Genomic DNA, 23,388 nt, shown 5'->3' on the forward strand with positions numbered 1-23,388 from the left:
TTGCCATGCTCAAGAAGCTGCTGATGCTGTTCCTCGCAATCGGCCTGTCGCTGTCCGCCGTGCTCGCCGCAGCGGTGGAAGTGAACACCGCCGACGAAACCGCGCTCGAATCGGTCAAGGGCATCGGCCCCGTGCACGCCAAGGCGATCATCGACGAACGCACGAAGAACGGCCCGTTCAAGGACGCCGACGACCTCGTGAGCCGCGTCAAGGGCATCGGCCCGAAGTCGGTGCAGAACCTCGAGGCGGCAGGACTCACGATCAACGGCTCCTCGGCGCCGCCGGCGGGCAAGACGGCTAGCGCGAAGAGCGGCAAGAGCGCCGCCCCCGCTGCTACCACGGCCAATCCGATGACGGCACAGACGCCGGCGGCCGCGACTACGGCGCAAGCCGCCTCGGATACGGCGGCGGGCACGTCGAAGCACAAGAGCAAGAAGGACAAGGCAGCCGCGGCTGCAAGCGCACCCGACGCGGGTTCCGCGGCAGCTGCGCCGGCCTCGGCATCCGATACGAAGGCGAAAAAGACCAAGAAGTCGAAAAAGGACAAGGCCGCTTCCGCGGCGGCGGCTTCCGGCGCGTAATCACCGCCATCGTCCGGCGCGCGCATTTCGTGCGTCGGACCTCGAAAACGCGGCGCCGCCTTTGCGTGCGCCGTCCGACTTACCGGCCGCGTCCCCCGTCGCGGCCATCACTCAGAGAGATCGTCATGAGTCTGCTAGATACCCTCGGTTCCCTGCTCGGTTCGCAGTCGCAACAGCAAGGCGGCGGCCAGGCCCAGATCCTCGCCGCGGCGATGGAGTTCGTCAACAACCAGCCCGGCGGCCTGAACGGCCTGATCGAGAAGTTCCAGCAAGGCGGCCTCGGCGACGTCGTGCAGTCGTGGGTCGGCAACGGCGAAAACCAGCCTGTTTCGGCGGATCAACTGCACAACGTGCTCGGCTCGGACGTCGTCTCGGGCCTCGCGCAGAAGGTCGGCATGCAGCCCGACCAGGTGAGCGGCCTGCTCGCCCAGGTGCTGCCGCACGTGGTCAACGCGGGCACGCCGAACGGCGAAGTGCCGCAAGGCGGCCAGATCAACTCTGAGAGCGTGCTCGGCACGCTTGGCGGCCTTGCAGCGCTGTTTGGCGGCGGCAACAAGCAGGCCTGAACTGCGTGTCGCAGACATGAAAAAAGGGCAGCGGATCACTCCGCTGCCCTTTTCGTTTCGGCTCGCCGCGCGCCTCACGGCACACGCCTCACCCGGGTTTCGCTACGCGCCTTAGTGCACCACGCGCTCGAACACGAACTTCCCGTCGTGCACGCCGACCGGAATCACATCCTTCGGTCCGAACTTGCCCGCGAGGATCAGCTTGGCGACCGGGTTCTCGATCTCCTGCTGAATCGCGCGCTTGAGCGGCCGTGCCCCGAACAGCGGGTCGTAACCGACCTTGGCGATCTGACCCAGCGCGTCGTCCGACACCATGAGTTCCATGTCGAGCTTCTCCAGACGCTCGCGCAGACGCTGCAACTGGATCTTCGCAATCGACTCGATATTCGAGCGATCGAGTGCATGGAACACCACGACCTCGTCGATCCGGTTCAGGAACTCGGGGCGGAACTGCTGCTTCACTTCATTCCACACGGCGTCCTTCACTGCTTCCTGCGGCTCGCCGGCCATCGCCTGGATGAGGTGCGAACCGAGGTTCGACGTCATCACGATCACCGTGTTCTTGAAGTCGACCGTGCGGCCCTGGCCGTCGGTCATGCGGCCGTCGTCGAGTACCTGCAGCAGCACGTTGAACACGTCCGGGTGTGCCTTCTCGACTTCGTCGAGCAGGATCACGCTATACGGCTTGCGACGCACGGCCTCAGTCAGATAGCCGCCCTCTTCATAGCCCACGTATCCCGGCGGCGCGCCGATCAGACGCGCCACGCTGTGTTTCTCCATGAACTCGCTCATGTCGATGCGGATGAGGTGATCCTCCGAATCGAACAGGAAGCCCGCCAGCGCCTTGCACAACTCGGTCTTGCCCACACCCGTCGGCCCGAGGAACAGGAACGAGCCATACGGCCGGTTCGGGTCCGAAAGACCGGCGCGCGAGCGGCGGATCGCATCGGCAACGGCGGTAATGGCCTCGTCCTGGCCCACCACGCGCTCGTGCAGCTTTTCTTCGATCTGGAGCAGCTTTTCGCGTTCGCCTTGCATCATGCGCGACACGGGAATGCCGGTCGAACGCGACACGACTTCCGCGATTTCCTCGGCGCCCACGAGCGTGCGCAGCAAGCGCAAACGCGTGGGATTGTTCTGCTCGTTCGCCTCGGCGAGCGTCACCTGCTTGAGCTGCGCCTCGAGTTCCGGCAGCTTGCCGTACTGCAGTTCCGCGACCTTCTCGAGCTTGCCTTCGCGCTGGAAGCGATTGATTTCCGCGCGCACGCGGTCGATCTCTTCCTTGATCTGCGCGCCACCCTGCACGGCGGCCTTCTCGGTGGTCCAGATCTCTTCGAGGTCCTTATATTCGAGGCTCAGGCGGTCGATCTCTTCCTCGATCAGCTGCAGACGCTTTTGCGACGCTTCGTCCTTTTCCTTCTTGACGGCCTCGCGCTCGATCTTCAGCTGAATCAACCGGCGATCGAGCTTGTCCATTGCTTCGGGCTTCGAATCGATTTCCATCTTGATCTTCGAAGCGGCTTCGTCGATCAGGTCGATCGCCTTGTCCGGCAGGAAGCGGTCGGTAATGTAACGATGCGACAGTTCCGCCGCGGCGACGATCGCCGGGTCGGTGATTTCCACGCCGTGGTGCAGCTCGTACTTCTCCTTCAGGCCGCGCAGGATCGCGATGGTCGCCTCGACCGATGGTTCATCCACGAGCACCTTCTGGAAGCGGCGCTCGAGCGCGGCATCCTTTTCGATGTACTTGCGGTATTCGTCGAGCGTCGTCGCGCCAATGCAATGCAGCTCGCCGCGAGAAAGCGCCGGCTTGAGCATGTTGCCCGCATCCATTGCGCCTTCGGCCTTGCCCGCGCCGACCATCGTGTGGATTTCATCGATGAAGACGATGGTTTGACCTTCGTCCTTGGCGATGTCGTTGAGCACGGCCTTCAGGCGCTCCTCGAACTCGCCGCGATACTTCGCACCCGCCAGCAGTGCAGCCATATCGAGCGAGAGCACGCGTTTGCCCTTGAGCGTCTCGGGCACTTCGCCATTGACGATGCGCTGCGCGAGGCCTTCGACGATGGCCGTCTTGCCCACGCCCGGCTCGCCGATCAGCACCGGATTGTTCTTGGTGCGCCGTTGCAGGATCTGGATCGAGCGGCGAATTTCGTCGTCGCGGCCGATCACGGGGTCGAGCTTGCCCGAACGCGCACGCTCGGTCAGGTCGACGGTGTACTTCTTGAGCGCCTCACGCTGGCTCTCGGCGTCCTGGCTGTGCACCTGCGCGCCGCCGCGCACCGCGACGATCGCGGCTTCGAGCGCCTTGCGCGTCAGACCGTGCTGACGCGCGAGACGACCCGCTTCGCCCTTGTCCTCGGAAACGGCGAGCAGGAACATCTCGCTCGCGATATACGTGTCGTTGAGCTTTTGCGCTTCCTTGTCGGCCTGATTGAGCAGACCTGTGAGTTCTCGGCCGATCTGCACGTTGCCATCGGTGCCCCGCACCTGCGGGAGACGGTTGATCGCGTCGTTCAGCGTGTTCTGCAGCGCCTGCACCTGCACGCCCGCCCGCGACATGAGCGAGCGCGCGGAGCCGTCCTGCTGCGCGACGAGCGCAGCCAGCAGGTGGACAGGTTCGATGTACTGGTTATCGTGGCCAACCGCGAGGCTTTGCGCGTCGGCGATGGCTTCCTGGAACTTGGTGGTGAGTTTGTCGATTCTCATTTGATGCGAGACCTCCAGATTTCTAGACTGTCACCAAATTTGAGGGGGGACGCGCCGGTTTCAAGCGCTCTGGCGTCATTTTTTCCGATTTTTGGGATTCAGGCGCGGGCAGCGGCCGTCGGCAACCGCTGCCGAGGCGTGAGAAAACGGGGAAAGAATGAGAGGCGACCGTGGCCGTGTGACGCAGAGCGCCGCCGCTGAGCGGTGCCGCTCTGGAGCGAGGGAATGGGTGTGTGAAGCCGGGACGCTGACGCGCCCCTCAATGCTCCCGCGAAGACGCGGGGCGAGACGCCTGCACACGCGGCATGAGCTGGATCGGCGCGAGGCCAAGCAGCCCGGTGAGTTCTCCTGCCGGCTGCGCCAGTTCGCCGATCGTATGACGGTCGAGTTCCGCGAGGAACGCATCGCGCGCCGCCGCTAGCGCGTGTTTGAGCCGGCACTGCGGCTCGATGACGCAGCTACGCCGCTCGCCATGTTCGTCCGGAAAGCAGCCGACCAGTGAGAAATCGCTCTCGGTCTCACGAACGACAGCGCCGACCGTGAGATCGAGCGAAGCCGGCGCGAGCCGCAAGCCGCCGTTGCGCCCGCGAATGGTATCGACCCAGCCAAGCTCGCCGAGGCGCTGCACCACTTTCATCAGATGATTCTTCGACACGCCGTAGGCGTCCGAGATCTCCTGGATCGTGGCCAGGCTGTCGCGACGCAGCGCGAGATACAACATCACGCGTAACGAGTAGTCGGTGTAGTCGGTCAGTCTCATGGCGGTGGCAATGACAGGGGTGATGCGGGTGACAGAACCCATACAATAACATGCAGTTAGCATGCAGGTTTTGCCGGGACTGGGTATCATTGTCGCTTCGATGGTCACTTCGCAGTGCCTGGCAGCGTGCATGCGGCTCACGGCCGCAGCGTACTGGCGCGCCGCCGCCCGCTACACTCCATGCACTCCAGGTATTACCCAGGCCCCCAATGACTCGCCCCGACACCAGCCTCTCTGGCGCCCCGCACGCCCAGCCAACCGAAGACAACATCCGCGAACTGGTCTACGCGTTCTACGACCGCGTGCGCGACGACGACATGCTCGGCCCGGTGTTCGACGGCGTGCTGGCCGGACGTTGGGACGAACATTTGCCGAAGATGTGCCGCTTCTGGTCGAGCCTCGTGCTCGGCACCAGGACCTACCGCGGCAATGTGCAGCAGGCGCACGATCCGGTGCCGGGCGTCGAGCCGCAGCATTTCAGCCGCTGGCTCTATCTCTTTCTCGATACCGTTCAGGCGCGCTACGAGCCCGCGGCGGCGGTGCAGTTCATGGAGCCCGCGCTGCGCATTGCGCAAAGCCTGCAATTGAGCCGCTTTGGCTGGGACTACGCGATTCCGCCCGAGCAGCAGGCGATCCTCGACCGCGTAGCGCCGCGCAGACGCCCTGCCGGCCACGGCCATGACCTGCCCACGCGGCCGACCGGCGAGCCGTTTCCGGCCCGTTTCGTTGGCCGCCAGATGGATGTCGATGAGAACACGCCGGCAGAGTAAGCGCGTCTGTTTCTCGCGCGATGCCGGATTAGGCCGTTAGTTGCGTTAGACAGGCGTCGTGGCTGGGTCAATCCTGCCCTTGCCTCTGCCGATAAACGCCTAGCTGGATTCCCGCGAAGCATTCCCCGACGCCACACCCCAGCGCGCCAGTGCCGTATCGTCACTCTCGCGTGCGTCGACCCAGCGCGCGCCTTGCTCCGTCTCTTCCTTCTTCCAGAACGGCGCCTCGGTCTTGAGATAGTCCATCACGAACTCGCAGGATGCGAAGGCATCGCCGCGATGCTTGGAAGTCGTCGCGACGAGCACGATCTGGTCGAGTGGCGCAAGCTTGCCCACCCTGTGCACGATCAGCACCTCGATGCCCGCCCAGCGCCGCTGCGCCTCTTCGACGATCGCCTCCAGCGCCTTCTCGGTCATGCCTGGATAGTGCTCGAGTTCGAGCGACGCAATCGTGCTGCCGTCGTTCAGGTCGCGCACCGTGCCGACGAAGCACGCCACCGCGCCGATCGCCGGATTGCGCGCGCGCAGTTGCGCAACCTCGGTGGTGAGGTCGAAATCTTCCGTTTGCACGCGCACGGGCATTCTGAGTCTCCTGTAGCGCTCAGCCGCCCGTCACAGGCGGGAAAAACGCGACTTCGCAGCCCTCTGTAATGCGCGTGCGCGGGTCGGTCATCACGTGATTGCAGGCCATGCGCAGCGCGCGGCCCTCCGCCAGCGTCTCGGCCCACACGCCGCCACGAGCACGCAGCCAGCCGCGCACGTCGCCGACCGTCACGATGCCCTCGGGCAGCGTGACCGTTTCGTCCGCGACGCCCAACGCCTCGCGCACACTCGCAAAAAATTTCAGCTGGATCTTCATCGATTGAGGCTTTCAGTACAGCAATTCGGTGAACGGAATGAAGCGCACGGTCTCGCCTGCGCTGATCGCATGGTTGGGCGGATTGTCGATGAGGCCGTCGGCCCAGACCGTGGAGGTGAGCACCGCCGAACTCTGGTTCGAGAACAGGTCCAGACCGCCAGCCGGGTTGACGCGCGCGCGCAGGAACTCGTTGCGGCGGTCGCTTTTCGTCTGGGTGAAGTCGGCGCGCAGCGAGAGCGCGCTCGGGCTCACGTGCATGGCACCCGCGAGACGCAACAGGAACGGACGCACGAACAGCAGGAAGGTGACGAAACTCGAAACCGGGTTGCCCGGCAGCCCGATGAAGAACGCCTCGCCCGTTTGCGAATCCGTTGCCCCTTGCGCTCGACGCACCGCACCGAACGCGAGCGGCTTGCCCGGCTTCATGGCGATCTGCCACAGGTTGATACGGCCTTCGGCCTCCACGGCGGGCCGCACGTGATCCTCCTCACCCACCGACACACCGCCCGACGTGAGGATGAGATCGTGCGCTGCGGCGGCCTCGCGCAGCGTCGCGCGCGTGAGCTCGAGCTGGTCCGGCACGATGCCGTAGTCGGTGACTTCGCAGCCGAGGTTGCGCAAGAGGCCCGTGAGCGTGAAGCGGTTCGAGTTGTAGATCGCGCCGGGCTTGAGCGGCTCGCCCGGCATCGTCAGTTCGTCGCCGGTAAAGAACACCGCGACCTTCACGCGGCGCACGACAGTGAGCGCTGCACAGCCCACCGATGACGCTAGCCCGAGCGCTGCTGGCGTGAGGCGCGTGCCTGCCGGCAGGATGACCGTATTCTTGCGGATATCCGCGCCCTGCGCCGTGATCCATTCGCCCGCCTTGGGCGTGTGCAGGAAGGTGACCGCGCCTTCCGCCGCCTCCGTCTGCTCCTGCATCACTACGGCGTCGGCGCCCGGCGGCACCGTCGCGCCCGTGAAAATGCGCGCCGCCGTGCCCGCCGCGAGCGGCTGCGGCGCGTGGCCCGCGGGAATGCGCTGCGAAACCGGCAGATGGCGGCTGCCTTGCGCGAGATCGGCCACGCGCACCGCGTAGCCGTCCATCGCGCTCGTATTCATCGGCGGCACGTCGAGCGGCGAGACGACGTCCGCGGCGAGCACGCGGTTCAGCGCGTCGAACGTCGAAATCGTTTCGGTGCCGGCGAGTGGCTTCGCCGCGGCAAGCAGCGTGGCCAGCGCGTCGGCGGTGGAGAGCATCGGCGCGCGCGGCGCGGGTGCCGGCGCAGCGGAAGACGGGGACGTAGGCGTGGACATCGAGGTCGTCTCGGACTTGGCGGGCGGGCCGCCAGCAGCGGTTGGTCTCCCGTTATTGTAGCGGCGCGACCGGCGCGCTGTGCCTTATGCCGTGGATATCCCTGGCGCGCACTGCATGCGAGTGCCCAGGGCCGGCTGGCGTGCTGCAGCGGGCGGGTTCGAGCAACCCGCCGCCGCGTAAAAGCTGATGAGATGTCGATGCGCCAGGACCGGAAGCAGATCCGGCCCCGGCTGCGTCGATCAGTCCGCCGTATGTGCGGCGATATAGTCCTTCACACGCTTTGCATCGGCGGGCACGACTTCGAAGCGCTGCGGCAGTGCCTCCAGCCCCTCGAACGCTGCCGGACGCTCCGGCTCACGGTCGAGCGCCTCGCGAATCGTCTCGCCAAACTTCACCGGCTGCGCGGTTTCGAGCACGATCATCGGCACACCCGGCTGCAGGTGTTCGCGGGCGACCTTCACGCCGTCGGCAGTATGGGTGTCGATCATCGTCTTGTAGCGCGAGTAGACGTCGCGAATCGTCGCGATGCGGTCGTCGTGGCTGCTACGGCCCGACACGAAACCGAACTGCTTCACGCGCACGAAGTCGCCGCTCGCCACAAGATCGAAACCGCCCTTCTCCTCCACGTCGCGGAACAGTTGCGTCACGCGCGCCGGATCGCGGCCAAGCAGGTCGTACACGAAGCGCTCGAAGTTCGACGCCTTCGAGATATCCATGCTCGGGCTCGTGGTGTGGTACGTCTCCGCCGAGCCGCGCACGCGATAGATGCCGGTGCGGAAAAACTCGTCAAGCACGTCGTTCTCGTTGGTCGCGACCACGAGCTTTTCGATCGGCAGACCCATCATGCGCGCGATATGGCCCGCGCACACATTGCCGAAGTTGCCCGAAGGCACGGTGAACGAAACACGCTCGTCGTTCGACTTCGTCGCCGCGAAGTAGCCGGCGAAGTAGTACACGACCTGGGCCACGACGCGCGCCCAGTTGATCGAGTTGACCGTACCGATCTTCTGCTGCGCCTTGAACGCGTGATCGTTCGAAACGGCCTTGACGATGTCCTGGCAGTCGTCGAACACGCCTTCCACGGCGAGGTTGAAGATGTTCGGGTCTTGCAGGCTGAACATCTGCGCCGTCTGGAACGCGCTCATCTTCTTGTGCGGCGAGAGCATGAACACGCGCACGCCCTTCTTGCCGCGCATGGCGTATTCCGCGGCGCTGCCGGTGTCGCCCGACGTCGCGCCGAGGATGTTCAGCTCCTGGCCGGCCTTCGCGAGCGCGTACTCGAACAGGTTGCCGAGCAACTGCATCGCCATGTCCTTGAACGCGAGCGTCGGACCGTTCGAGAGTTCGAGCAGCGACAGTTTCGCGCCGTTTTCCTCGCCGAGCGTGGTGAGCGGCGTGATCTTGCTCGCGTCTTCGCCGTGGCGCACGTTGCGGTACGTCTCGCCCGTGTAGGTGCGGCGCGTGATGTCGCGCAGGTCGTCGGCGGGAATGTCGCCGGCGAACTTCGAGAGAATCTCGAACGCAAGATCCGCGTACGAGAGGCCGCGCCAGCGCGCGAGTTCTTCCTTGCTGATCTGCGGATACTCGGCCGGCAGGTACAGGCCGCCGTCGCGCGCGAGCCCGCCCAGCAGGATGTCCGAAAACGAATGATGTTCGCCGGCGCCCGCGCCGCGCGTAGATACGTAATTCATAGCCCTTGCCTTAGTTCAGTCCTTCCATGCGCAGCTTCGTGACCGGCGACTTCACCGTCGCGAGCGATTCGATCTGCGCGATCGCCGCGTTGACGTTCTTCTCAATCGTCTCGTGCGTGATCAGGATGATGTCGGTTTCCGCCTTGCCTTGCGCGTCGACCTGCTCCGCTTCCTTTTGCAGCAGCGCGTCGATCGAGATGCCGCTGTCCGCCAGGATGCGCGTGATGGCTGCCATCACGCCGGTCTGGTCGGCCACGCGCAGACGCAGGTAGTAGCCGCTCGTCACTTCGTCGATCGGCAGGATCGGCGTGTTCGAAAGGCTGTCCGGCTGGAACGCCAGATGCGGCACGCGGTGCTCGGGGTCGGCCGTGTGCAGGCGCGTGACGTCCACGAGATCGGCCACCACGGCGGAGGCAGTCGGCTCAGCGCCCGCGCCCTTGCCGTAGTACAGCGTCGTCCCCACGGCGTCGCCATGCACGACCACGGCGTTCATCGCGCCTTCCACGTTCGCGAGCAGGCGCTTGGCCGGGATCAGCGTGGGATGCGTGCGCAGCTCGATGCCGCGATCGGTGCGGCGCGCAATGCCGAGCAGCTTGATGCGATAGCCCAGTTCTTCCGCGTACTTGATGTCGATGGCGTCGAGCTTGCTGATGCCTTCCACGTAGGCCTTGTCGAACTGCACGGGCACGCCGAACGCGATCGCGCTCATGATCGTGGCCTTGTGCGCGGCGTCCACGCCTTCGATGTCGAAGGTCGGATCGGCTTCGGCGTAGCCCAGTTCCTGCGCGGCTTTCAGAGCGGTCGCGAAATCGAGGCCGCGCTCGCGCATTTCCGAGAGGATGTAGTTCGTCGTGCCGTTGATGATGCCGGCGATGTACTGGATGCGGTTGGCCGTGAGGCCTTCGCGCAGCGCCTTGATGATCGGGATACCGCCCGCCACCGCCGCCTCGAACGCGACCATCACACCTTTGGCGCGCGCCGCTTCGAAGATCTCGGTGCCATGCACCGCCAGCAGCGCCTTGTTCGCCGTGACCACGTGCTTGCCGCCCGCGATCGCACGCAGCACGAGATCCTTGGCCAGCGTCGTGCCGCCGATCATTTCGGCAATGATCGAAATCGAGGGATCGTCGACCACGGCGTTGAAATCGGTCGTCAGGTCGACGTTACCGGCTTCGTTGCCGAGCGCCGCTGTGGCCTTGGCCGGGTTGCGCACGGCAATGCGCGCCACTTCGATGCCGCGGCCCGCGCGGCGTTTAATTTCTTCCTGGTTGCGGCGCAGTACCGTGAAGGTGCCGCTGCCTACCGTGCCGAAGCCCAAGAGACCTACTTTGATCGGTTCCATGCAGCGTGTGTTCGTCTAGATATGTGAAAGGGAATGCGTTTTCGCGTGTGGCCCGGTGACCAGATCAGTTGCCGTGCCGCTGACGATAACCGTCGAGGAAGCGCGCAATGCGGTTGATCGAATCGGTCAGGTCGTCGACGTTCGGCAGGAACACCACGCGGAAGTGGTCCGGCTGCTTCCAGTTGAAGCCCGTGCCTTGCACGAGCAGCACACGCTCCTGCAAGAGCAGATCGAGGATGAACTGCTGGTCGTTCTCGATCGGATAGAGCTTCGGGTCGAGGCGCGGGAACATGTAGAGCGCCGCTTCGGGTTTCACGCAGGTCACGCCCGGAATGGCCGTGAGCATGTTGTACGCCAGCTCGCGCTGACGATACAGGCGGCCGCCCGGCTGGATCAGCTCGTTGATGCTCTGGTAGCCGCCCAACGCCGTCTGAATAGCGTACTGGCCCGGCACGTTCGCGCACAGGCGCATCGAGGCGAGAATGCCGAGGCCTTCCGTGTAGTCCTTCGAGCGGCGGCGGTTCTCGCCCGTCATGCCCGAGAGGAACATCCAGCCCGCGCGGTAGCCGCACGCGCGATAGCTTTTGGAGAGGCTGTTGAGCGTGACGGTGATCACGTCTTCCGAGAGCGAACCGAGCGCCGTGTGCGTCTTGCCGTCGTAGATGATCTTGTCGTAGACCTCGTCGGCGAACAGGATCAGGCCGTGCTCGCGCGCGATCGCGACGAGGCCGCGCAGCAGGTCGTCCGAATAGAGCGCGCCCGTCGGGTTGTTCGGGTTGATGACGACGATCGCGCGCGTGTTCGGCGTGATCTTCGAGCGAATGTCGTCGAGGTCGGGCATCCACGCGTTCGACTCGTCGCAGATGTAGTGCACGGGCGTGCCACCCGACAGGCTCACCGCCGCCGTCCAGAGCGGATAGTCGGGCGCGGGCAGCAGCACTTCATCGCCGTCGTTGAGCAGCGCCTGCATGGCCATCACGATCAGTTCGGACGCGCCATTGCCGATGTAGATGTCGTCGAGTTCGACGCCCTTGATGCCCTTTTGCTGCGCGTAATGCATGATCGCCTTGCGCGCGGCGAAGACGCCCTTCGAATCCGAATACCCCGAGGAGCCCGGCAGGTTCAGGATCATGTCCTGAATGACCTCGTCGGGCGCGTCGAAACCGAACGGCGCGAGATTGCCGATGTTCAGCTTGATGATGCGATGGCCTTCTTCTTCGAGGCGCTTCGCGTGCTCGAGCACCGGCCCGCGGATGTCGTAGCAAACGTTCTGCAGCTTGTTGGATTTGAGAATCGGTTTCACGGCGGGCTGTCGGTCAAAGAATCGGTCAGAAAATCAGTCAGAGCGTCAGAGACGTGCAAGACGCGGTAAAAGGGCTGGAACAGGATGAAATGCCGTTGACCGGCCGGCGGATGGCGCCTTGGCGGGCAAGACATGCAAGGGAGCCAGCGGAACGCCCCCGGCGGGACATAAGCCATGCACGATTGCGGGGGAGCGCCGAGCGCACGCGCAACACCATGCAAAGCGTCCTTTGAGATCACCTCCGACCGCCCCGGCAGCTTGTGGCTGCCCTCGCTCGACGCGCGGATGGCGCGCGTAGTGTTCTGCCGGCGGGCCTGCCGGCGCGGCCTACCCGCGGGCCGCCGCCGCAGCGGCGGCTAAAAAGTTATAATTTAGCGGATTTTGACCAACTTCCGCAATGCGCAATCGGCTAGGAGGCGGGTCGCGAAGCGGGTTACACAGCGCGGGCTACACGGCGGTTCGCACCAGGGCCGGTGTCAGCACAGGATCTGCGCCCTCTCGCTCGCGCACCCGACCTGCCCTTATCCCGGAACCCCGTTTTGAAATTACACCAGGACTCCAGCGCCGCGCTGAACACCGTGACCGGTTACGGCGCCGACTACGTCGAAGTGAACCTCGAACGCCACACGGGCAGCATCATCGTGATGCCCGAATCGCCGGTCACGCCCTGGCCGGTGCAGTCGTTCGACGCTCTCACGCCCGAACTCTTCGAGATGCTTTTGCCACTGAACCCCGAGGTGGTGGTGTTCGGCAGCGGCGAGCGACTGCGCTTTCCGCACCCGCGCCTGACCGCGGCGCTGGCCGCGAAACGCATTGGCGTCGAGGCGATGGACATCAAGGCCGCCTGCCGCACCTACAACATCCTCATGGCTGAAGGCCGCCGCGTGGCGGCCGCGCTCCTGATCGAAAGCTAACGCGCCTTAAGCTTGCCATCAGGTCGCCGCGCGGCGGCGTAGTACACTTGCGCGCCGCGTGCGAAGCGCGCGCGCATGGCGTGGCACATGTGCAGCGCGTGGTCAACGCGCGCGCCCTGCATCCCGACCGCAACGACTGCAACAAGAACAGGCTGAAACCCATGAACGATACGCCATCGAGGCTACCGCTCAATCGCAGCGCGATCCTGCTCCTGATCCTCGCCCTCGCCGTGATCTGGTTCCTGCCGCTCGGCTGGCGCCACCTGCTGCCGAGCGACGAAGGCCGCTACGCCGAAATGGCGCGCGAAATGTTCGCGACCGGCGACTGGATCACGCCGCGCTACAACGACTACAAGTACTTCGAGAAGCCCCCGCTGCAAACCTGGTTGAACGCGCTCACGTTCGCGTGGTTCGGCATCGGCGAGTGGCAGGCGCGCCTCTACACGGCGCTAACCGGCTTCGCCGGCGTACTGCTGATCGGCTTCACCGGCGCGCGCGTGTTCAACGCCGCCACGGGCTTCTTCGCCGCGGTCGTGCTCGCCTGCGCACCGTACTGGAACCTGATGGGCCACTTCAACACGCTCGACATGGGCCTGTCCTTCTGGATGCAGCTCACGCTGTGCGCACTGCTGCTCGCGCAGCGCCCGACGCTGCCCAAAAGCCACGCGCGCCTCTGGATGTGGGTGTGCTGGGCCGCCATGGCGATGGCGGTGCTCTCCAAGGGCCTGGTCGGCCTGATCCTGCCGGGCGCGGTGCTCGTGCTCTATACGGCGATTTCGCGCGACTGGGCGCTCTGGAAGCGTCTCTACCTCGTGAGCGGCCTGATCGTGTTCTTCGCGATCGTTTCGCCGTGGTTCATCCTCGTGCAGCAGCGCAATCCCGAGTTCTTCAACTTCTTCTTCATCGTCCAGCAGTTCCAGCGCTACCTCACGCCCGCGCAGAACCGTCCCGGCCCGTTCTACTACTTCGTGCCGGTCATGCTGGTGGGCTTCCTGCCGTGGCTTTCGGTGAGCGTGCAGAGTGTGCGCCACGCGCTGCGCGCGCCGCGCCAGCCCAACGGCTTCTCGCCCGTCATGCTGATGGTCGTGTGGACGGTGTTCATTTTCCTGTTCTTCAGCGCGTCGCACTCGAAGCTGGTCTCCTACGTCCTGCCGATCGCGCCGCCCGTTGCGCTCATCATCGGCATGTATCTGCCGGTCATGACGCGTGCGCAGTGGAAGAAGCACCTCGCGGGCTACGCGCTCCTCGCCGTCGTGCTGATGGCGGGCTCGTTCGTGCTCACGCGGCTTGGCGACGCGCGCAACCCCAACGCGCTCTACCGCGAGTTCCAGGTGTGGGTGTTCGCCGCAGCCGCGGTGGCCTTCGTCGTCACGATGGTCGGCCTGCGCCTGAACCGCGCGAAGCATACGCCCGAAACCGGCGCGCGCGCGCCAGCGCTCGCGCTCGGCACGGCGTGGCTGCTGCTCGCGACCATCGCGGGCACGGGCCACGACGTGTTCGGCACGCTGAGTTCCGGCGCGCCGCTCGCGCCCGCCGTGCGCGCCGCGATTGCGAAGCTGCCGCCCGACACGCCGTTCTACTCGGTTGGCGTGCTCGACCACACCATGCCCTTCTACGTGCGCCACACCATGACGATGGTCGAGGTCACCGACGAGCTTGCCTTCGGAATCTCCGAGGAACCGCAAAAATGGGTGCCGACCATCGCCGACTGGGAAGCGCGCTGGAAAGCTGACCGCTACGCGCTCGCGCTGATTCCGGCGAAGCGCTACGAAGAACTGGCTGCGCAGGGCCTGCCGATGCAGGTGATCGCCCGCGACGCGCGGCGCGTGATCGTCGAGAAACCGCAATCCTGAGCGCTTCCCGGCCCCAATTGACGCCTGCGCGATAATTGGGCGCGCCGCAACCCGATAACCCGTTGAACCACCCTTTCCGATGAATCCGATTTCCCTGATCTGCATCCTCGCCGGCGTCGGCCTGAACGCGTGCGCGCAACTGTTGCTGAAAGCGGGTGTCAATGCCGTTGGACACTTCGAATTCAGCCGTGCGAACATCTTGCCCATTGGCCTGAAGCTCGCGACGCAAGTGCCGATTCTCGGCGGCCTCACTTGCTACGTGTTCAGCGTGGTCGTGTGGATCGTCGGGCTCTCGCGCGTGGACGTCTCGATTGCCTACCCGATGCTCTCGCTCGGCTACGTGGTCAACGCGTTCGCGGCGTGGTATCTGTTCGGCGAGGTGCTGAGCGTGCAGCGGCTCGTAGGCATCGGCATCATCCTGATCGGCGTGTTCGTGCTCGCGCGCAGCTAAGGCGCCGCGGCGCGCGCGATTCTGGCGGGCGGCGCGAGACCGCTTGCAGCGCAGCAAATTGCGCCCATATAAGCATTTCGTAAGATGCGCCGCGGCGGCCTTGCTGCCCGGAACCACTTTTTGACGAGCAAAGAGTAAAAGCACTCATGACCCAGTCATCTTCGCAGTCGGCCGTTCCGTTCCTGCCGTTCGTGCGCCCCGAAATCGACGAGGAAACCATCCAGGGCGTCGCCGACGTGCTGCGCTCGGGCTGGATCACGACCGGCCCGCAGAACCAGGCCTTCGAGGCGGCGCTCTCCGAGTACTGCGGCGGCCGTCCCGTGCGCACCTTCAACTCCGGCACGGCGACGCTCGAAATCGGGCTGCGCATTGCCGGTGTGGGTCCCGGCGATGAAGTCATCACGACGCCCGCCTCGTGGGTCGCGACCAGCAACGTGGTCTACGAAGTGGGTGCGACGCCCGTGTTCGCCGACATCGATCCCGTCACGCGCAACATCGACCTCGACAAGCTCGAAGCCGCCATCACGCCGAAGACGAAAGCCATCATCCCGGTCTTTCTTTCGGGTCTGCCCGTCGACATGGACCGGCTTTACGCGATTGCCCGCCAGCACAAGCTGCGCGTGATCGAGGACGCCGCGCAGGCGTTCGGATCGAGCTGGAACGGCAAGCGCATCGGCGCGATCGGCGACATCGTCTCGTTCAGCTTCCATGCCAACAAGAATCTCACGTCGATCGAAGGCGGCGCGCTCGTCCTGAACGACGAAGCCGAGGCCGTGCTCGCGCAAAAGTACCGCCTGCAGGGCATCACGCGTACGGGCTTCGACGGCATGGACTGCGACGTGCTCGGCGGCAAGTACAATCTCACGGATGTGGCGGCGCGCGTCGGGCTCGGCCAACTCAAGCATATCGAGCGCTTCACCCGCCAGCGCCACGCGCTCGCGCGGGCCTATTTCGCGGGTTTCGAGGGCGGCGCGGCGGTGAAGCTCGGCATGGGCCTGCCGCTCGCCGATTTCGCCAACAGCAACTGGCACATGTTCCAGATCACGCTGCCGCTCGAAAAGCTGGCGATCGACCGCGCGGGTTTCATGGGTGAACTCAAGGAGCGCGGAATCGGTTCCGGCGTGCATTACCCGGCCATCCACCTCTTCACGCTGTACCGCGAGCGTGGTTTCAAGGCGGGCATGTTCCCGCACGCGGAGCGCTTCGGCGCGAGCACGGTCACGTTGCCGCTCTTCACGCAGATGACCGAAGCCGACGTGGCGCGCGTGTGCAGCGCGGTGAACGAGATTTGCGCAAAGTTTGGAAAGTAAGCAGTAACAGAAGTCGGCAGAAGAGCAACAGGGGAAACGCAGACAGGCGGTGCAGGCAGATGCGCCGCCAGACTGCGCACGCAGTAAACCGAAGCATCCAATAACGGAATCGACGCACACATGAGTCAAACGGAACAAGGCACCTTGACCCCGGACATGCCGGAAGTCTCGGTCATCATTCCGGTCTACAACGAGGAAGCTGGCCTTCCCGCGCTGTTCGCGCGCCTGTATCCGGCGCTCGACAAGCTCGGCACCTCGTACGAAGTGATCTTCATCAACGACGGCAGCCGCGACCGTTCGGCCGCGATGCTCGCGGAGCAGTTCCGCGCGCGGCCCGACACCACGCGAGCGATTCTGCTCAACGGCAATTACGGCCAGCACATGGCGATTCTCGCGGGCTTCGAGCAGGCGCGCGGCGAGATCGTCATCACGCTCGACGCCGACCTGCAAAATCCGCCCGAGGAAATCGGCAAGCTCGTCGAGAAGATGCGCGAGGGCTACGACTACGTCGGCACCATCCGCAAGCAGCGTCAGGACAGCCTCTGGCGGCGCAAGGCCTCGCAGGCGATGAACCGTCTGCGCGAGCGCATCACGCGCATCAAGATGACCGACCAGGGCTGCATGCTGCGCGCGTACAACCGCCGCATCATCGACACGATCAACCGCTGCGGCGAAATCAACACCTTCATTCCGGCGCTCGCGTATACGTTCTCGCAGAACCCGGTCGAGGTCGAAGTCGCGCACGAGGAGCGCTTCGCCGGCGAATCGAAGTACTCGCTCTACAGCCTCATCCGCCTGAATTTCGACCTCGTGACGGGCTTCTCCGTCGTGCCGCTGCAGTGGCTCTCGTTCATCGGCGTGATCCTCTCGCTCGGCTCGGCAGGCCTCTTCCTGCTGCTGCTGATTCGCCGCTTCGTCCTCGGCGCGGAAGTGCAAGGCGTGTTCACGCTGTTCGCCATCACGTTCTTCCTGCTCGGCGTGATCATCTTCGCGCTCGGTCTGCTTGGCGAGTACATCGGCCGCATCTACCAGCAGGTGCGCGCGCGTCCGCGCTACCTGATCCAGACGATCCTCGAAGAGCGCAATGGCCGCGCCGTCGTCGATACGCCGCGCCAGGATTTCATGCAGGCCGCCGCGTTCGCGCAACCGGCGAACGTCACCGCGAACCCGGCCAACGAAGGAGCCGGCCAATGAAACCGCGTGCCGTTGTCTTCGCGTATCACAACGTCGGGGTGCGCTGTCTGCAGGTGCTGCTCGCGGGCGGCGTCGACGTTGCGCTCGTCGTCACGCATGAAGACAGCCCGACCGAGAACATCTGGTTCGGCAGCGTGAAGTCGGTGGCCGAGGAGCATGGCATCGAGGTCGTCACACCCGCCGACCCGAAGAGCGCCGAGCTGCGCGCGGCCGTTTCCGCGGCGCGGCCGGACTTCATCTTCTCGTTCTACTACCGGCACATGCTGCCCGTGGACTTGCTCGCCCTCGCCGGGCGCGGCGCATACAACATGCACGGCTCGCTCCTGCCGAAGTACCGCGGCCGCGTGCCCACGAACTGGGCTGTCCTCAACGGCGAAACCGAAACGGGCGCCACGCTGCACGAAATGGCCGCGAAGCCCGACGCGGGCGCGATCGTCGCGCAAACCCCGGTGCCGATCCTCCCTGACGACACCGCCGCGCAGGTATTCGACAAGGTCACGGTCGCCGCCGAGCAGACGCTCTGGCGCGTGCTGCCCGCGCTGATCGCGGGCGAAGCGCCGCATCTGCCGAACGATCTCACCCGTGGCAGCTACTACGGCGGGCGCAAGCCGGAGGACGGCCGCGTCGATTTCGGCCAGAGCGCGCAGCAGGTGTACAACCTCATTCGCGCGGTCGCGCCGCCCTATCCGGGCGCATACACCGACATCGGCAACGAGCGTTTCGTGATCGCCCGCGCGCGCCTCGTGCGCCCCGGCTCGCAAGACGCCGAAAGGGTCCGCCCCCTCGCCGGATTGCCCGTGGGCATCCACGTAAGCGATAATGCGCTTTTCGCCGTCTGCGGCGACGCACGCGCCATCGCGATCCACGAACTGCGGCATGCGCATAACGGTCAAGAGACTGTCGTCAGCCCCGCCGCGTTCTCCGAACTCATTTCATCTGTCCCCCGTCCATGACCAAAAAAGTTCTGATCCTGGGTGTGAACGGCTTTATCGGCCACCACCTCTCCAAGCGCATCCTCGAATCCACGAACTGGGAAGTGTTCGGCATGGACATGCAGACGGATCGCCTCGGCGACCTCGTCAAGCATGAGCGGATGCACTTCTTCGAAGGCGACATCACGATCAACAAGGAGTGGGTCGAGTACCACGTCAAAAAGTGCGACGTGATCCTGCCGCTCGTCGCCATCGCAACGCCCGCCACCTACGTGCAGCAGCCGCTGCGCGTGTTCGAGCTCGACTTCGAGGCGAACCTGCCGATCGTGCGTTCGGCGGTCAAGTACGGCAAGCACCTGGTCTTCCCGTCGACCTCCGAGGTCTACGGCATGTGCTCGGACGAGCAGTTCGATCCGGACGCGTCCGCCCTCACCTACGGCCCGATCAACAAGCCGCGCTGGATCTACGCGTGCTCGAAGCAGCTGATGGACCGCGTGATCTGGGGTTACGGCATGGAAGGCCTGAACTTCACGCTGTTCCGTCCGTTCAACTGGATCGGCCCGGGCCTCGACTCGATCTACACGCCGAAGGAAGGTTCGTCGCGCGTCGTGACGCAGTTCCTCGGCCACATCGTGCGCGGCGAGAACATCAGCCTCGTCGACGGCGGCGCGCAAAAGCGTGCGTTCACCGACATCGACGACGGCATCGAAGCGCTGATGAAGATCATCGAGAACAAGGACGGCATTGCCTCGGGCAAGATCTTCAACATCGGCAATCCGACCAACAACTTCTCGGTTCGCGAACTCGCGCACAAGATGCTGGCGCTGGCCGCCGAATTCCCGGAATACGCGGAAACAGCCAGGAAGGTGCAACTGGTCGAAACCTCGTCGGGCGCGTACTACGGCGCGGGCTACCAGGACGTGCAGAACCGCGTGCCGAAGATCGACAACACGATGCAGGAACTCGGCTGGGCGCCGAAGTCGACCTTCGACGAAGCGCTGCGCAAGATTTTCGAAGCGTACCGCGGCCATGTGGCCGAAGCGCGTGCGCTCGTCGAGCAACACTAAGCGTTAGAGAAAGGTCCTCGCCACTTGGCCCGCATCGTCCTGAAAATCGACGTCGACACGCTGCGCGGCACGCGCGAAGGCGTGCCGAACCTCGCGCGCATCTTCGACCGCTACAAGGCGCGCGCCACGTTCCTGTTCAGCCTCGGCCCCGATCACACGGGCTGGGCGCTGCGCCGCGTGTTGCGGCCGGGCTTTCTCAAGAAGGTCTCGCGCACGTCAGTGGTCGAGCACTACGGCGTGAAGCAGTTGATGTACGGCGTGCTGCTGCCGGGCCCCGACATCGGCGTGGAAGCTGCGGCTGAAATGCGCGCGATTCACGAAGCCGGGTTCGAGTGCGGCATTCATACGTGGGATCACGTGTACTGGCAGGACAACGTGCGCAAGCGTGACGCGCAATGGACCGCGCGCCAGATGCAGAAGAGCCACGACCGCTTCACGCGCATCTTCGGCACGCCGCCCGTCACGCACGGCGCAGCGGGCTGGCAGATGAACGAGGCTGCCTTCGAGCAGATCGACACGTGGGGCATGAAGTACGCCTCGGACGGGCGTGGCCATTCGCCCTACCGTCCGGTGGTGGCGGGCCGCACGTTGAACCACGTGCAAATGCCCACCACGCTGCCCACGCTCGACGAGGTGCTCGGGGTAGATGGCGTCGATACCGACACGGTCGCCGCGTGGATGCTCAAGCGCACCGAAAACAACCCGCACGACCAGGTGTTCACGCTGCATGCCGAACTCGAAGGCCAGAAGCTCGCGCCGGTGTTCGAGCAGTTGCTCGCGGGCTGGCGCGCGCAAGGCCACACGTTTGCCACGATGGGTGACTATCATGCGACGCTGGACCCGGCTTCGCTGCCATCGTACCCTGTCACCTGGGGCGAGATCGCCGGCCGCTCAGGCGAGCTGATCGTTCAGCCCGACTGAATCCGCCGCCCGCGCGTCGCGGGATGCCTGCCACGGCCCGCGCCCACGCAAAGCCCCCGCCGCGGGCGGCACGCCGACCCGGCGAAACGGCGCCGTGCGCTGCGGCAACGCCAGCCAATAACAAAGGGAGAGCCACGTGCCTGACGTGACCATCGCAGTCGACCACCCTGTTCCGGACTTTACCGCCCCCGCCACCGGAGGCGACTTCACGCTTTCGAGCCTGAAGGGCAGCAAGGTGGTGCTGTACTTCTATCCGAAAGACAACACGCCGGGCTGCACGACCGAAGGCCTGCAGTTCCGCGACCTCTCTCCGAAGTTCAAGAAGGCCGGCGCGCAGATCGTAGGCGTGTCGCGCGACAGCGTGCGCTCGCACGATAACTTCAAGGCCAAGCTCGAATTGCCGTTTACCTTGGTATCGGATGCCGACGAAGCGCTGTGCACGCTCTTCGACGTCATCAAATTGAAGAAAATGTATGGCAAACAGGTACGAGGTATCGAACGCTCGACCTTCCTGATCGACGCTGCCGGCGTGCTACGCCAGGAGTGGCGCGGCATCAAGGTCCCGGGCCATGTCGAGGAAGTTCTGGAGGCTGTACAAGCGCTTTGAGGAGCGTTATATTGGGCTGCAATGAGTGCCTGTCCAACCCTTTTTACGTCGCGTTGCGGCGGTTTCGCAGCCGGTCATGCAATGACCGGAAATGCGTATCCGAGGCAACGGGACAACACCGAAGTGAAGCCGCTTGCCTCGTCATCCGGGGCGGCGGCTTTTTTGTTTGTGCCACGTTGTTCTCTCCCGTTTTTGTCCCCGTTCGCGCCGGCTTTGCGACCCGGCGCGACCAAACGTCAAGGAGCTGATCGAAAACCAGGCGAACCGGCATTTTCTGACCTGAGCGCGCACCTTGCGCAGTAACGGCGGGCGCCTACCCGGCACCCGCACGCACCGCCCGAAAGCGCGCCTTACTGGGTAACCCCGCGACCACTCGACCCGATTTTTTCGAGGGACACCATGCCTTTGCCTACTCCCCCCAGCAAGCTCGGCAACCTGCTGCCGCCCGAAGAATACAAGGCGCGTGCCCGCACGACGCGCAGCACACGCAAGGCCGCGAGCGAGAATGACGCGGCCGACGTTGCCGATTACGGCCCCGCGAGCGTCGCCGAGCCGATGACGCAGGCCGCCAACGCCGCGACCACGCTGCGCACGGTGCCGCTTTTGAGCGCCAGCGCCGAACTGGCCGCGCTCGAACCGGTCGCACCGGCGCCCGCGCGCGCCAGGCGCAACAACAGCAAGCAAGTCACGGCCGCGCTGCTGCAGCCTCTCGAGGCACGCACCGGAGCCGACGACACGCCCGTTGCGCGCGGCGGCAAGCCCGCCTCGGCGAAAGCCTCCGGCGGCGGCGCTGCACCCGCCACGCGCGCCGGCGCGAAAAAACGCGTGCATCCCGAAGAGAGCACCGAAGTCCAGAAGCTCTTCGTGCTCGACACGAACGTGCTCATGCACGACCCGACCTGCCTGTTCCGCTTCGAGGAACACGACGTCTATCTGCCGATGATGACGTTGGAAGAACTCGACAACCACAAGAAGGGCATGTCGGAAGTCGCGCGGAACGCTCGCCAGGTGAGCCGCACGCTCGACCAGCTGGTCGCCAATGCGGGCCCGATCTCCGAAGGCATTTCGCTCGGCCGCCTCGGCAGCCGCGAGGCGCTCGGACGCCTGTACTTCCAGACCACGCTCACGCATATCGATCCGGTCGACGGCCTGCCGCAGGGCAAGGCTGACAACCAGATCCTCGGCGTGGTGCGCGCGCTGCAGCGCGATCGGCCGGACCGGCTCGTCGTGCTGGTGTCGAAAGACATCAACATGCGCATCAAGGCCCACGCGCTCGGGCTGCCCGCGGAAGACTACTTCAACGACCAGGTTCTCGAAGACAAGGACCTGCTCTACTCGGGCGTGCGCGCGCTCCAGCAGGACTTCTGGTCGAAGCACGCGAAGGGCATGGAGTCCTGGCAGGACACCAAGACCGGCACGACGTACTACCGCGTGACGGGCCCCGAGTGCCTCTCGATGCTCGTGAACGAGTTCGTGTATCTCGAACCGCAGAACGGCGAGCCGGCGTTCCACGCGATCGTGCGCGAACTCAACGGCAAGACGGCGCTCCTGCAAACGCTGCGCGACTACGGCCACCACAAGAACAACGTGTGGGGCATCACGGCGCGCAACCGTGAGCAAAACTTCGCGCTGAACCTGCTGATGAACCCGGAGATCGACTTCGTCACGCTGCTCGGACAGGCTGGCACGGGCAAGACGCTCGTCGCGCTCGCGGCGGGCCTCGCGCAAGTGCTCGACGAAAAGCGCTACAACGAGATCATCGTCACGCGCGCGACGGTGCCGGTTGGCGAGGACATCGGTTTCCTGCCGGGCACGGAAGAAGAAAAGATGCAGCCGTGGATGGGTGCCTTCGACGACAACCTCGAAGTCCTCCAGAAAACCGATGACGCCGCCGGCGAATGGGGTCGCGCTGCGACTCAGGAGCTGATCCGCTCGCGCCTGAAAGTGAAGAGCATGAACTTCATGCGCGGCCGCACGTTCGTCGACAAGTATCTGATCATCGACGAGGCGCAGAACCTTACGCCCAAGCAGATGAAGACGCTCGTCACGCGTGCGGGTCCGGGCACGAAGATCGTATGTCTGGGCAATATCGCGCAGATCGACACGCCTTATCTCACCGAAGGGAGTTCGGGCCTCACCTACGTGGTGGACCGCTTCAAGGGCTGGGCGCACAGCGGTCACGTGACGCTCGCCCGCGGCGAACGCTCGCGGCTTGCCGATTACGCGTCCGATATCCTGTAATCCATTCGCCGGGCGCCCCT

Annotated in this window: 21 protein-coding genes; 13 read left to right on the top strand and 8 right to left on the bottom strand. The window is 64.9% G+C overall.

Annotation, left to right across the window (positions count from 1 at the left end):
* Nucleotides 1-5: 5 nt before the first annotated feature.
* Both L0U83_RS07610 and L0U83_RS07615 read left to right on the top strand, forming a co-directional pair.
* Complete coding sequence (locus L0U83_RS07610; RefSeq protein ID WP_233881641.1) at nt 6-581, top strand: ComEA family DNA-binding protein; 576 nt, start codon at nt 6-8, stop codon at nt 579-581.
* A 125-nt stretch (nt 582-706) separates the two neighbouring features.
* Nucleotides 707-1,147, top strand: a complete 441-nt coding sequence (locus L0U83_RS07615; protein WP_233881642.1) for a YidB family protein — start codon at nt 707-709, stop codon at nt 1,145-1,147.
* A gap of 111 nt (nt 1,148-1,258) precedes the next feature.
* On the opposite strand, the gene clpB is transcribed toward L0U83_RS07615, so the two are convergent.
* Together clpB and L0U83_RS07625 are read right to left on the bottom strand one after the other, a co-directional pair.
* The gene (gene clpB, locus L0U83_RS07620; RefSeq protein WP_233881643.1) at nt 1,259-3,856 is read right to left on the bottom strand and encodes an ATP-dependent chaperone ClpB; all 2,598 of its coding nucleotides are present in this window, start codon (nt 3,854-3,856) and stop codon (nt 1,259-1,261) included.
* A gap of 259 nt (nt 3,857-4,115) precedes the next feature.
* Entirely contained in the window at nt 4,116-4,616 is a 501-nt protein-coding gene (locus L0U83_RS07625) for an Rrf2 family transcriptional regulator (protein WP_233883783.1), read from the bottom strand.
* A 209-nt stretch (nt 4,617-4,825) separates the two neighbouring features.
* Here L0U83_RS07625 and L0U83_RS07630 point away from each other — a divergent pair, with 209 nt between their 5' ends.
* On the top strand, nt 4,826-5,386 hold the full coding sequence (locus L0U83_RS07630; RefSeq protein ID WP_233881644.1) for a group III truncated hemoglobin: 561 nt from the start codon (nt 4,826-4,828) through the stop codon (nt 5,384-5,386).
* Nucleotides 5,387-5,485: 99 nt separating this feature from the next.
* On the opposite strand, the gene L0U83_RS07635 is transcribed toward L0U83_RS07630, so the two are convergent.
* From L0U83_RS07635 to L0U83_RS07660, 6 genes are all read right to left on the bottom strand, one after another.
* Nucleotides 5,486-5,968 (bottom strand): molybdenum cofactor biosynthesis protein MoaE, encoded by a 483-nt coding sequence (locus L0U83_RS07635; protein WP_233881645.1) that lies wholly within the window; start codon nt 5,966-5,968, stop codon nt 5,486-5,488.
* 19 nt (nt 5,969-5,987) lie between these two features.
* On the bottom strand, nt 5,988-6,245 hold the full coding sequence (moaD, locus tag L0U83_RS07640) for a molybdopterin converting factor subunit 1 (protein ID WP_233881646.1): 258 nt from the start codon (nt 6,243-6,245) through the stop codon (nt 5,988-5,990).
* Nucleotides 6,246-6,257: 12 nt separating this feature from the next.
* On the bottom strand, nt 6,258-7,484 hold the full coding sequence (locus L0U83_RS07645; protein WP_233883784.1) for a molybdopterin molybdotransferase MoeA: 1,227 nt from the start codon (nt 7,482-7,484) through the stop codon (nt 6,258-6,260).
* A gap of 297 nt (nt 7,485-7,781) precedes the next feature.
* Nucleotides 7,782-9,233 carry a threonine synthase gene (gene thrC / locus L0U83_RS07650; RefSeq protein ID WP_233881647.1) on the bottom strand — a complete coding sequence of 484 codons (1,452 nt, stop codon included), beginning with the start codon at nt 9,231-9,233 and terminating at the stop codon, nt 7,782-7,784.
* Nucleotides 9,234-9,243: 10 nt separating this feature from the next.
* Complete coding sequence (locus L0U83_RS07655; protein WP_233881648.1) at nt 9,244-10,575, bottom strand: homoserine dehydrogenase; 1,332 nt, start codon at nt 10,573-10,575, stop codon at nt 9,244-9,246.
* 64 nt (nt 10,576-10,639) lie between these two features.
* The gene (locus L0U83_RS07660) at nt 10,640-11,878 is read right to left on the bottom strand and encodes a pyridoxal phosphate-dependent aminotransferase (protein WP_233881649.1); all 1,239 of its coding nucleotides are present in this window, start codon (nt 11,876-11,878) and stop codon (nt 10,640-10,642) included.
* Nucleotides 11,879-12,417: 539 nt separating this feature from the next.
* On the opposite strand from L0U83_RS07660, the gene L0U83_RS07665 reads away from it, so the two are divergent.
* The 10 genes from L0U83_RS07665 to L0U83_RS07710 all read left to right on the top strand — a co-directional run bounded on the left by L0U83_RS07665 (nt 12,418) and on the right by L0U83_RS07710 (nt 23,368).
* Entirely contained in the window at nt 12,418-12,792 is a 375-nt protein-coding gene (locus tag L0U83_RS07665) for an Mth938-like domain-containing protein (RefSeq protein ID WP_233881650.1), read from the top strand.
* 161 nt (nt 12,793-12,953) lie between these two features.
* Nucleotides 12,954-14,645: a glycosyltransferase family 39 protein gene (locus tag L0U83_RS07670; RefSeq protein WP_233881651.1), complete on the top strand. Its 1,692-nt coding sequence runs from the start codon at nt 12,954-12,956 to the stop codon at nt 14,643-14,645.
* 79 nt (nt 14,646-14,724) lie between these two features.
* Nucleotides 14,725-15,096, top strand: coding sequence for an SMR family transporter (locus tag L0U83_RS07675; protein WP_028204911.1), 372 nt, complete (start codon nt 14,725-14,727; stop codon nt 15,094-15,096).
* A 146-nt stretch (nt 15,097-15,242) separates the two neighbouring features.
* The gene (locus L0U83_RS07680) at nt 15,243-16,406 is read left to right on the top strand and encodes a DegT/DnrJ/EryC1/StrS family aminotransferase (protein WP_233881652.1); all 1,164 of its coding nucleotides are present in this window, start codon (nt 15,243-15,245) and stop codon (nt 16,404-16,406) included.
* A 120-nt stretch (nt 16,407-16,526) separates the two neighbouring features.
* The gene (locus L0U83_RS07685) at nt 16,527-17,600 is read left to right on the top strand and encodes a glycosyltransferase (protein WP_233881653.1); all 1,074 of its coding nucleotides are present in this window, start codon (nt 16,527-16,529) and stop codon (nt 17,598-17,600) included.
* Nucleotides 17,597-18,553: a formyltransferase gene (locus tag L0U83_RS07690; RefSeq protein WP_233881654.1), complete on the top strand. Its 957-nt coding sequence runs from the start codon at nt 17,597-17,599 to the stop codon at nt 18,551-18,553. Before L0U83_RS07685 ends, L0U83_RS07690 begins: the two co-directional genes overlap by 4 nt.
* The gene (locus L0U83_RS07695) at nt 18,550-19,599 is read left to right on the top strand and encodes a bifunctional UDP-4-keto-pentose/UDP-xylose synthase (protein WP_233881655.1); all 1,050 of its coding nucleotides are present in this window, start codon (nt 18,550-18,552) and stop codon (nt 19,597-19,599) included. Before L0U83_RS07690 ends, L0U83_RS07695 begins: the two co-directional genes overlap by 4 nt.
* A gap of 24 nt (nt 19,600-19,623) precedes the next feature.
* Nucleotides 19,624-20,520: a polysaccharide deacetylase family protein gene (locus L0U83_RS07700; RefSeq protein WP_233881656.1), complete on the top strand. Its 897-nt coding sequence runs from the start codon at nt 19,624-19,626 to the stop codon at nt 20,518-20,520.
* A 145-nt stretch (nt 20,521-20,665) separates the two neighbouring features.
* Complete coding sequence (locus tag L0U83_RS07705; RefSeq protein WP_233883785.1) at nt 20,666-21,127, top strand: peroxiredoxin; 462 nt, start codon at nt 20,666-20,668, stop codon at nt 21,125-21,127.
* Between the two features lie 399 nt (nt 21,128-21,526).
* Entirely contained in the window at nt 21,527-23,368 is a 1,842-nt protein-coding gene (locus L0U83_RS07710) for a PhoH family protein (RefSeq protein WP_233881657.1), read from the top strand.
* Nucleotides 23,369-23,388 lie beyond the last annotated feature (20 nt).

The sequence above is a fragment of the Paraburkholderia flagellata genome (genome assembly GCF_021390645.1).
GTDB lineage: Bacteria > Pseudomonadota > Gammaproteobacteria > Burkholderiales > Burkholderiaceae > Paraburkholderia > Paraburkholderia flagellata.

What these genes read in the sequence shown, in the direction of transcription:
- L0U83_RS07610 (WP_233881641.1), top strand. Translation starts at nt 6, where the DNA reads ATGCTCAAGAAGCTGCTGATGCTGTTCCTCGCAATCGGCCTGTCGCTG.
- L0U83_RS07615 (WP_233881642.1), top strand. Translation starts at nt 707, where the DNA reads ATGAGTCTGCTAGATACCCTCGGTTCCCTGCTCGGTTCGCAGTCGCAA.
- clpB (WP_233881643.1), bottom strand. Translation starts at nt 3,856, where the DNA reads ATGAGAATCGACAAACTCACCACCAAGTTCCAGGAAGCCATCGCCGAC.
- L0U83_RS07625 (WP_233883783.1), bottom strand. Translation starts at nt 4,616, where the DNA reads ATGAGACTGACCGACTACACCGACTACTCGTTACGCGTGATGTTGTAT.
- L0U83_RS07630 (WP_233881644.1), top strand. Translation starts at nt 4,826, where the DNA reads ATGACTCGCCCCGACACCAGCCTCTCTGGCGCCCCGCACGCCCAGCCA.
- L0U83_RS07635 (WP_233881645.1), bottom strand. Translation starts at nt 5,968, where the DNA reads ATGCCCGTGCGCGTGCAAACGGAAGATTTCGACCTCACCACCGAGGTT.
- moaD (WP_233881646.1), bottom strand. Translation starts at nt 6,245, where the DNA reads ATGAAGATCCAGCTGAAATTTTTTGCGAGTGTGCGCGAGGCGTTGGGC.
- L0U83_RS07645 (WP_233883784.1), bottom strand. Translation starts at nt 7,484, where the DNA reads ATGCTCTCCACCGCCGACGCGCTGGCCACGCTGCTTGCCGCGGCGAAG.
- thrC (WP_233881647.1), bottom strand. Translation starts at nt 9,233, where the DNA reads ATGAATTACGTATCTACGCGCGGCGCGGGCGCCGGCGAACATCATTCG.
- L0U83_RS07655 (WP_233881648.1), bottom strand. Translation starts at nt 10,575, where the DNA reads ATGGAACCGATCAAAGTAGGTCTCTTGGGCTTCGGCACGGTAGGCAGC.
- L0U83_RS07670 (WP_233881651.1), top strand. Translation starts at nt 12,954, where the DNA reads ATGAACGATACGCCATCGAGGCTACCGCTCAATCGCAGCGCGATCCTG.
- L0U83_RS07675 (WP_028204911.1), top strand. Translation starts at nt 14,725, where the DNA reads ATGAATCCGATTTCCCTGATCTGCATCCTCGCCGGCGTCGGCCTGAAC.
- L0U83_RS07680 (WP_233881652.1), top strand. Translation starts at nt 15,243, where the DNA reads ATGACCCAGTCATCTTCGCAGTCGGCCGTTCCGTTCCTGCCGTTCGTG.
- L0U83_RS07685 (WP_233881653.1), top strand. Translation starts at nt 16,527, where the DNA reads ATGAGTCAAACGGAACAAGGCACCTTGACCCCGGACATGCCGGAAGTC.
- L0U83_RS07690 (WP_233881654.1), top strand. Translation starts at nt 17,597, where the DNA reads ATGAAACCGCGTGCCGTTGTCTTCGCGTATCACAACGTCGGGGTGCGC.
- L0U83_RS07695 (WP_233881655.1), top strand. Translation starts at nt 18,550, where the DNA reads ATGACCAAAAAAGTTCTGATCCTGGGTGTGAACGGCTTTATCGGCCAC.
- L0U83_RS07710 (WP_233881657.1), top strand. Translation starts at nt 21,527, where the DNA reads ATGCCTTTGCCTACTCCCCCCAGCAAGCTCGGCAACCTGCTGCCGCCC.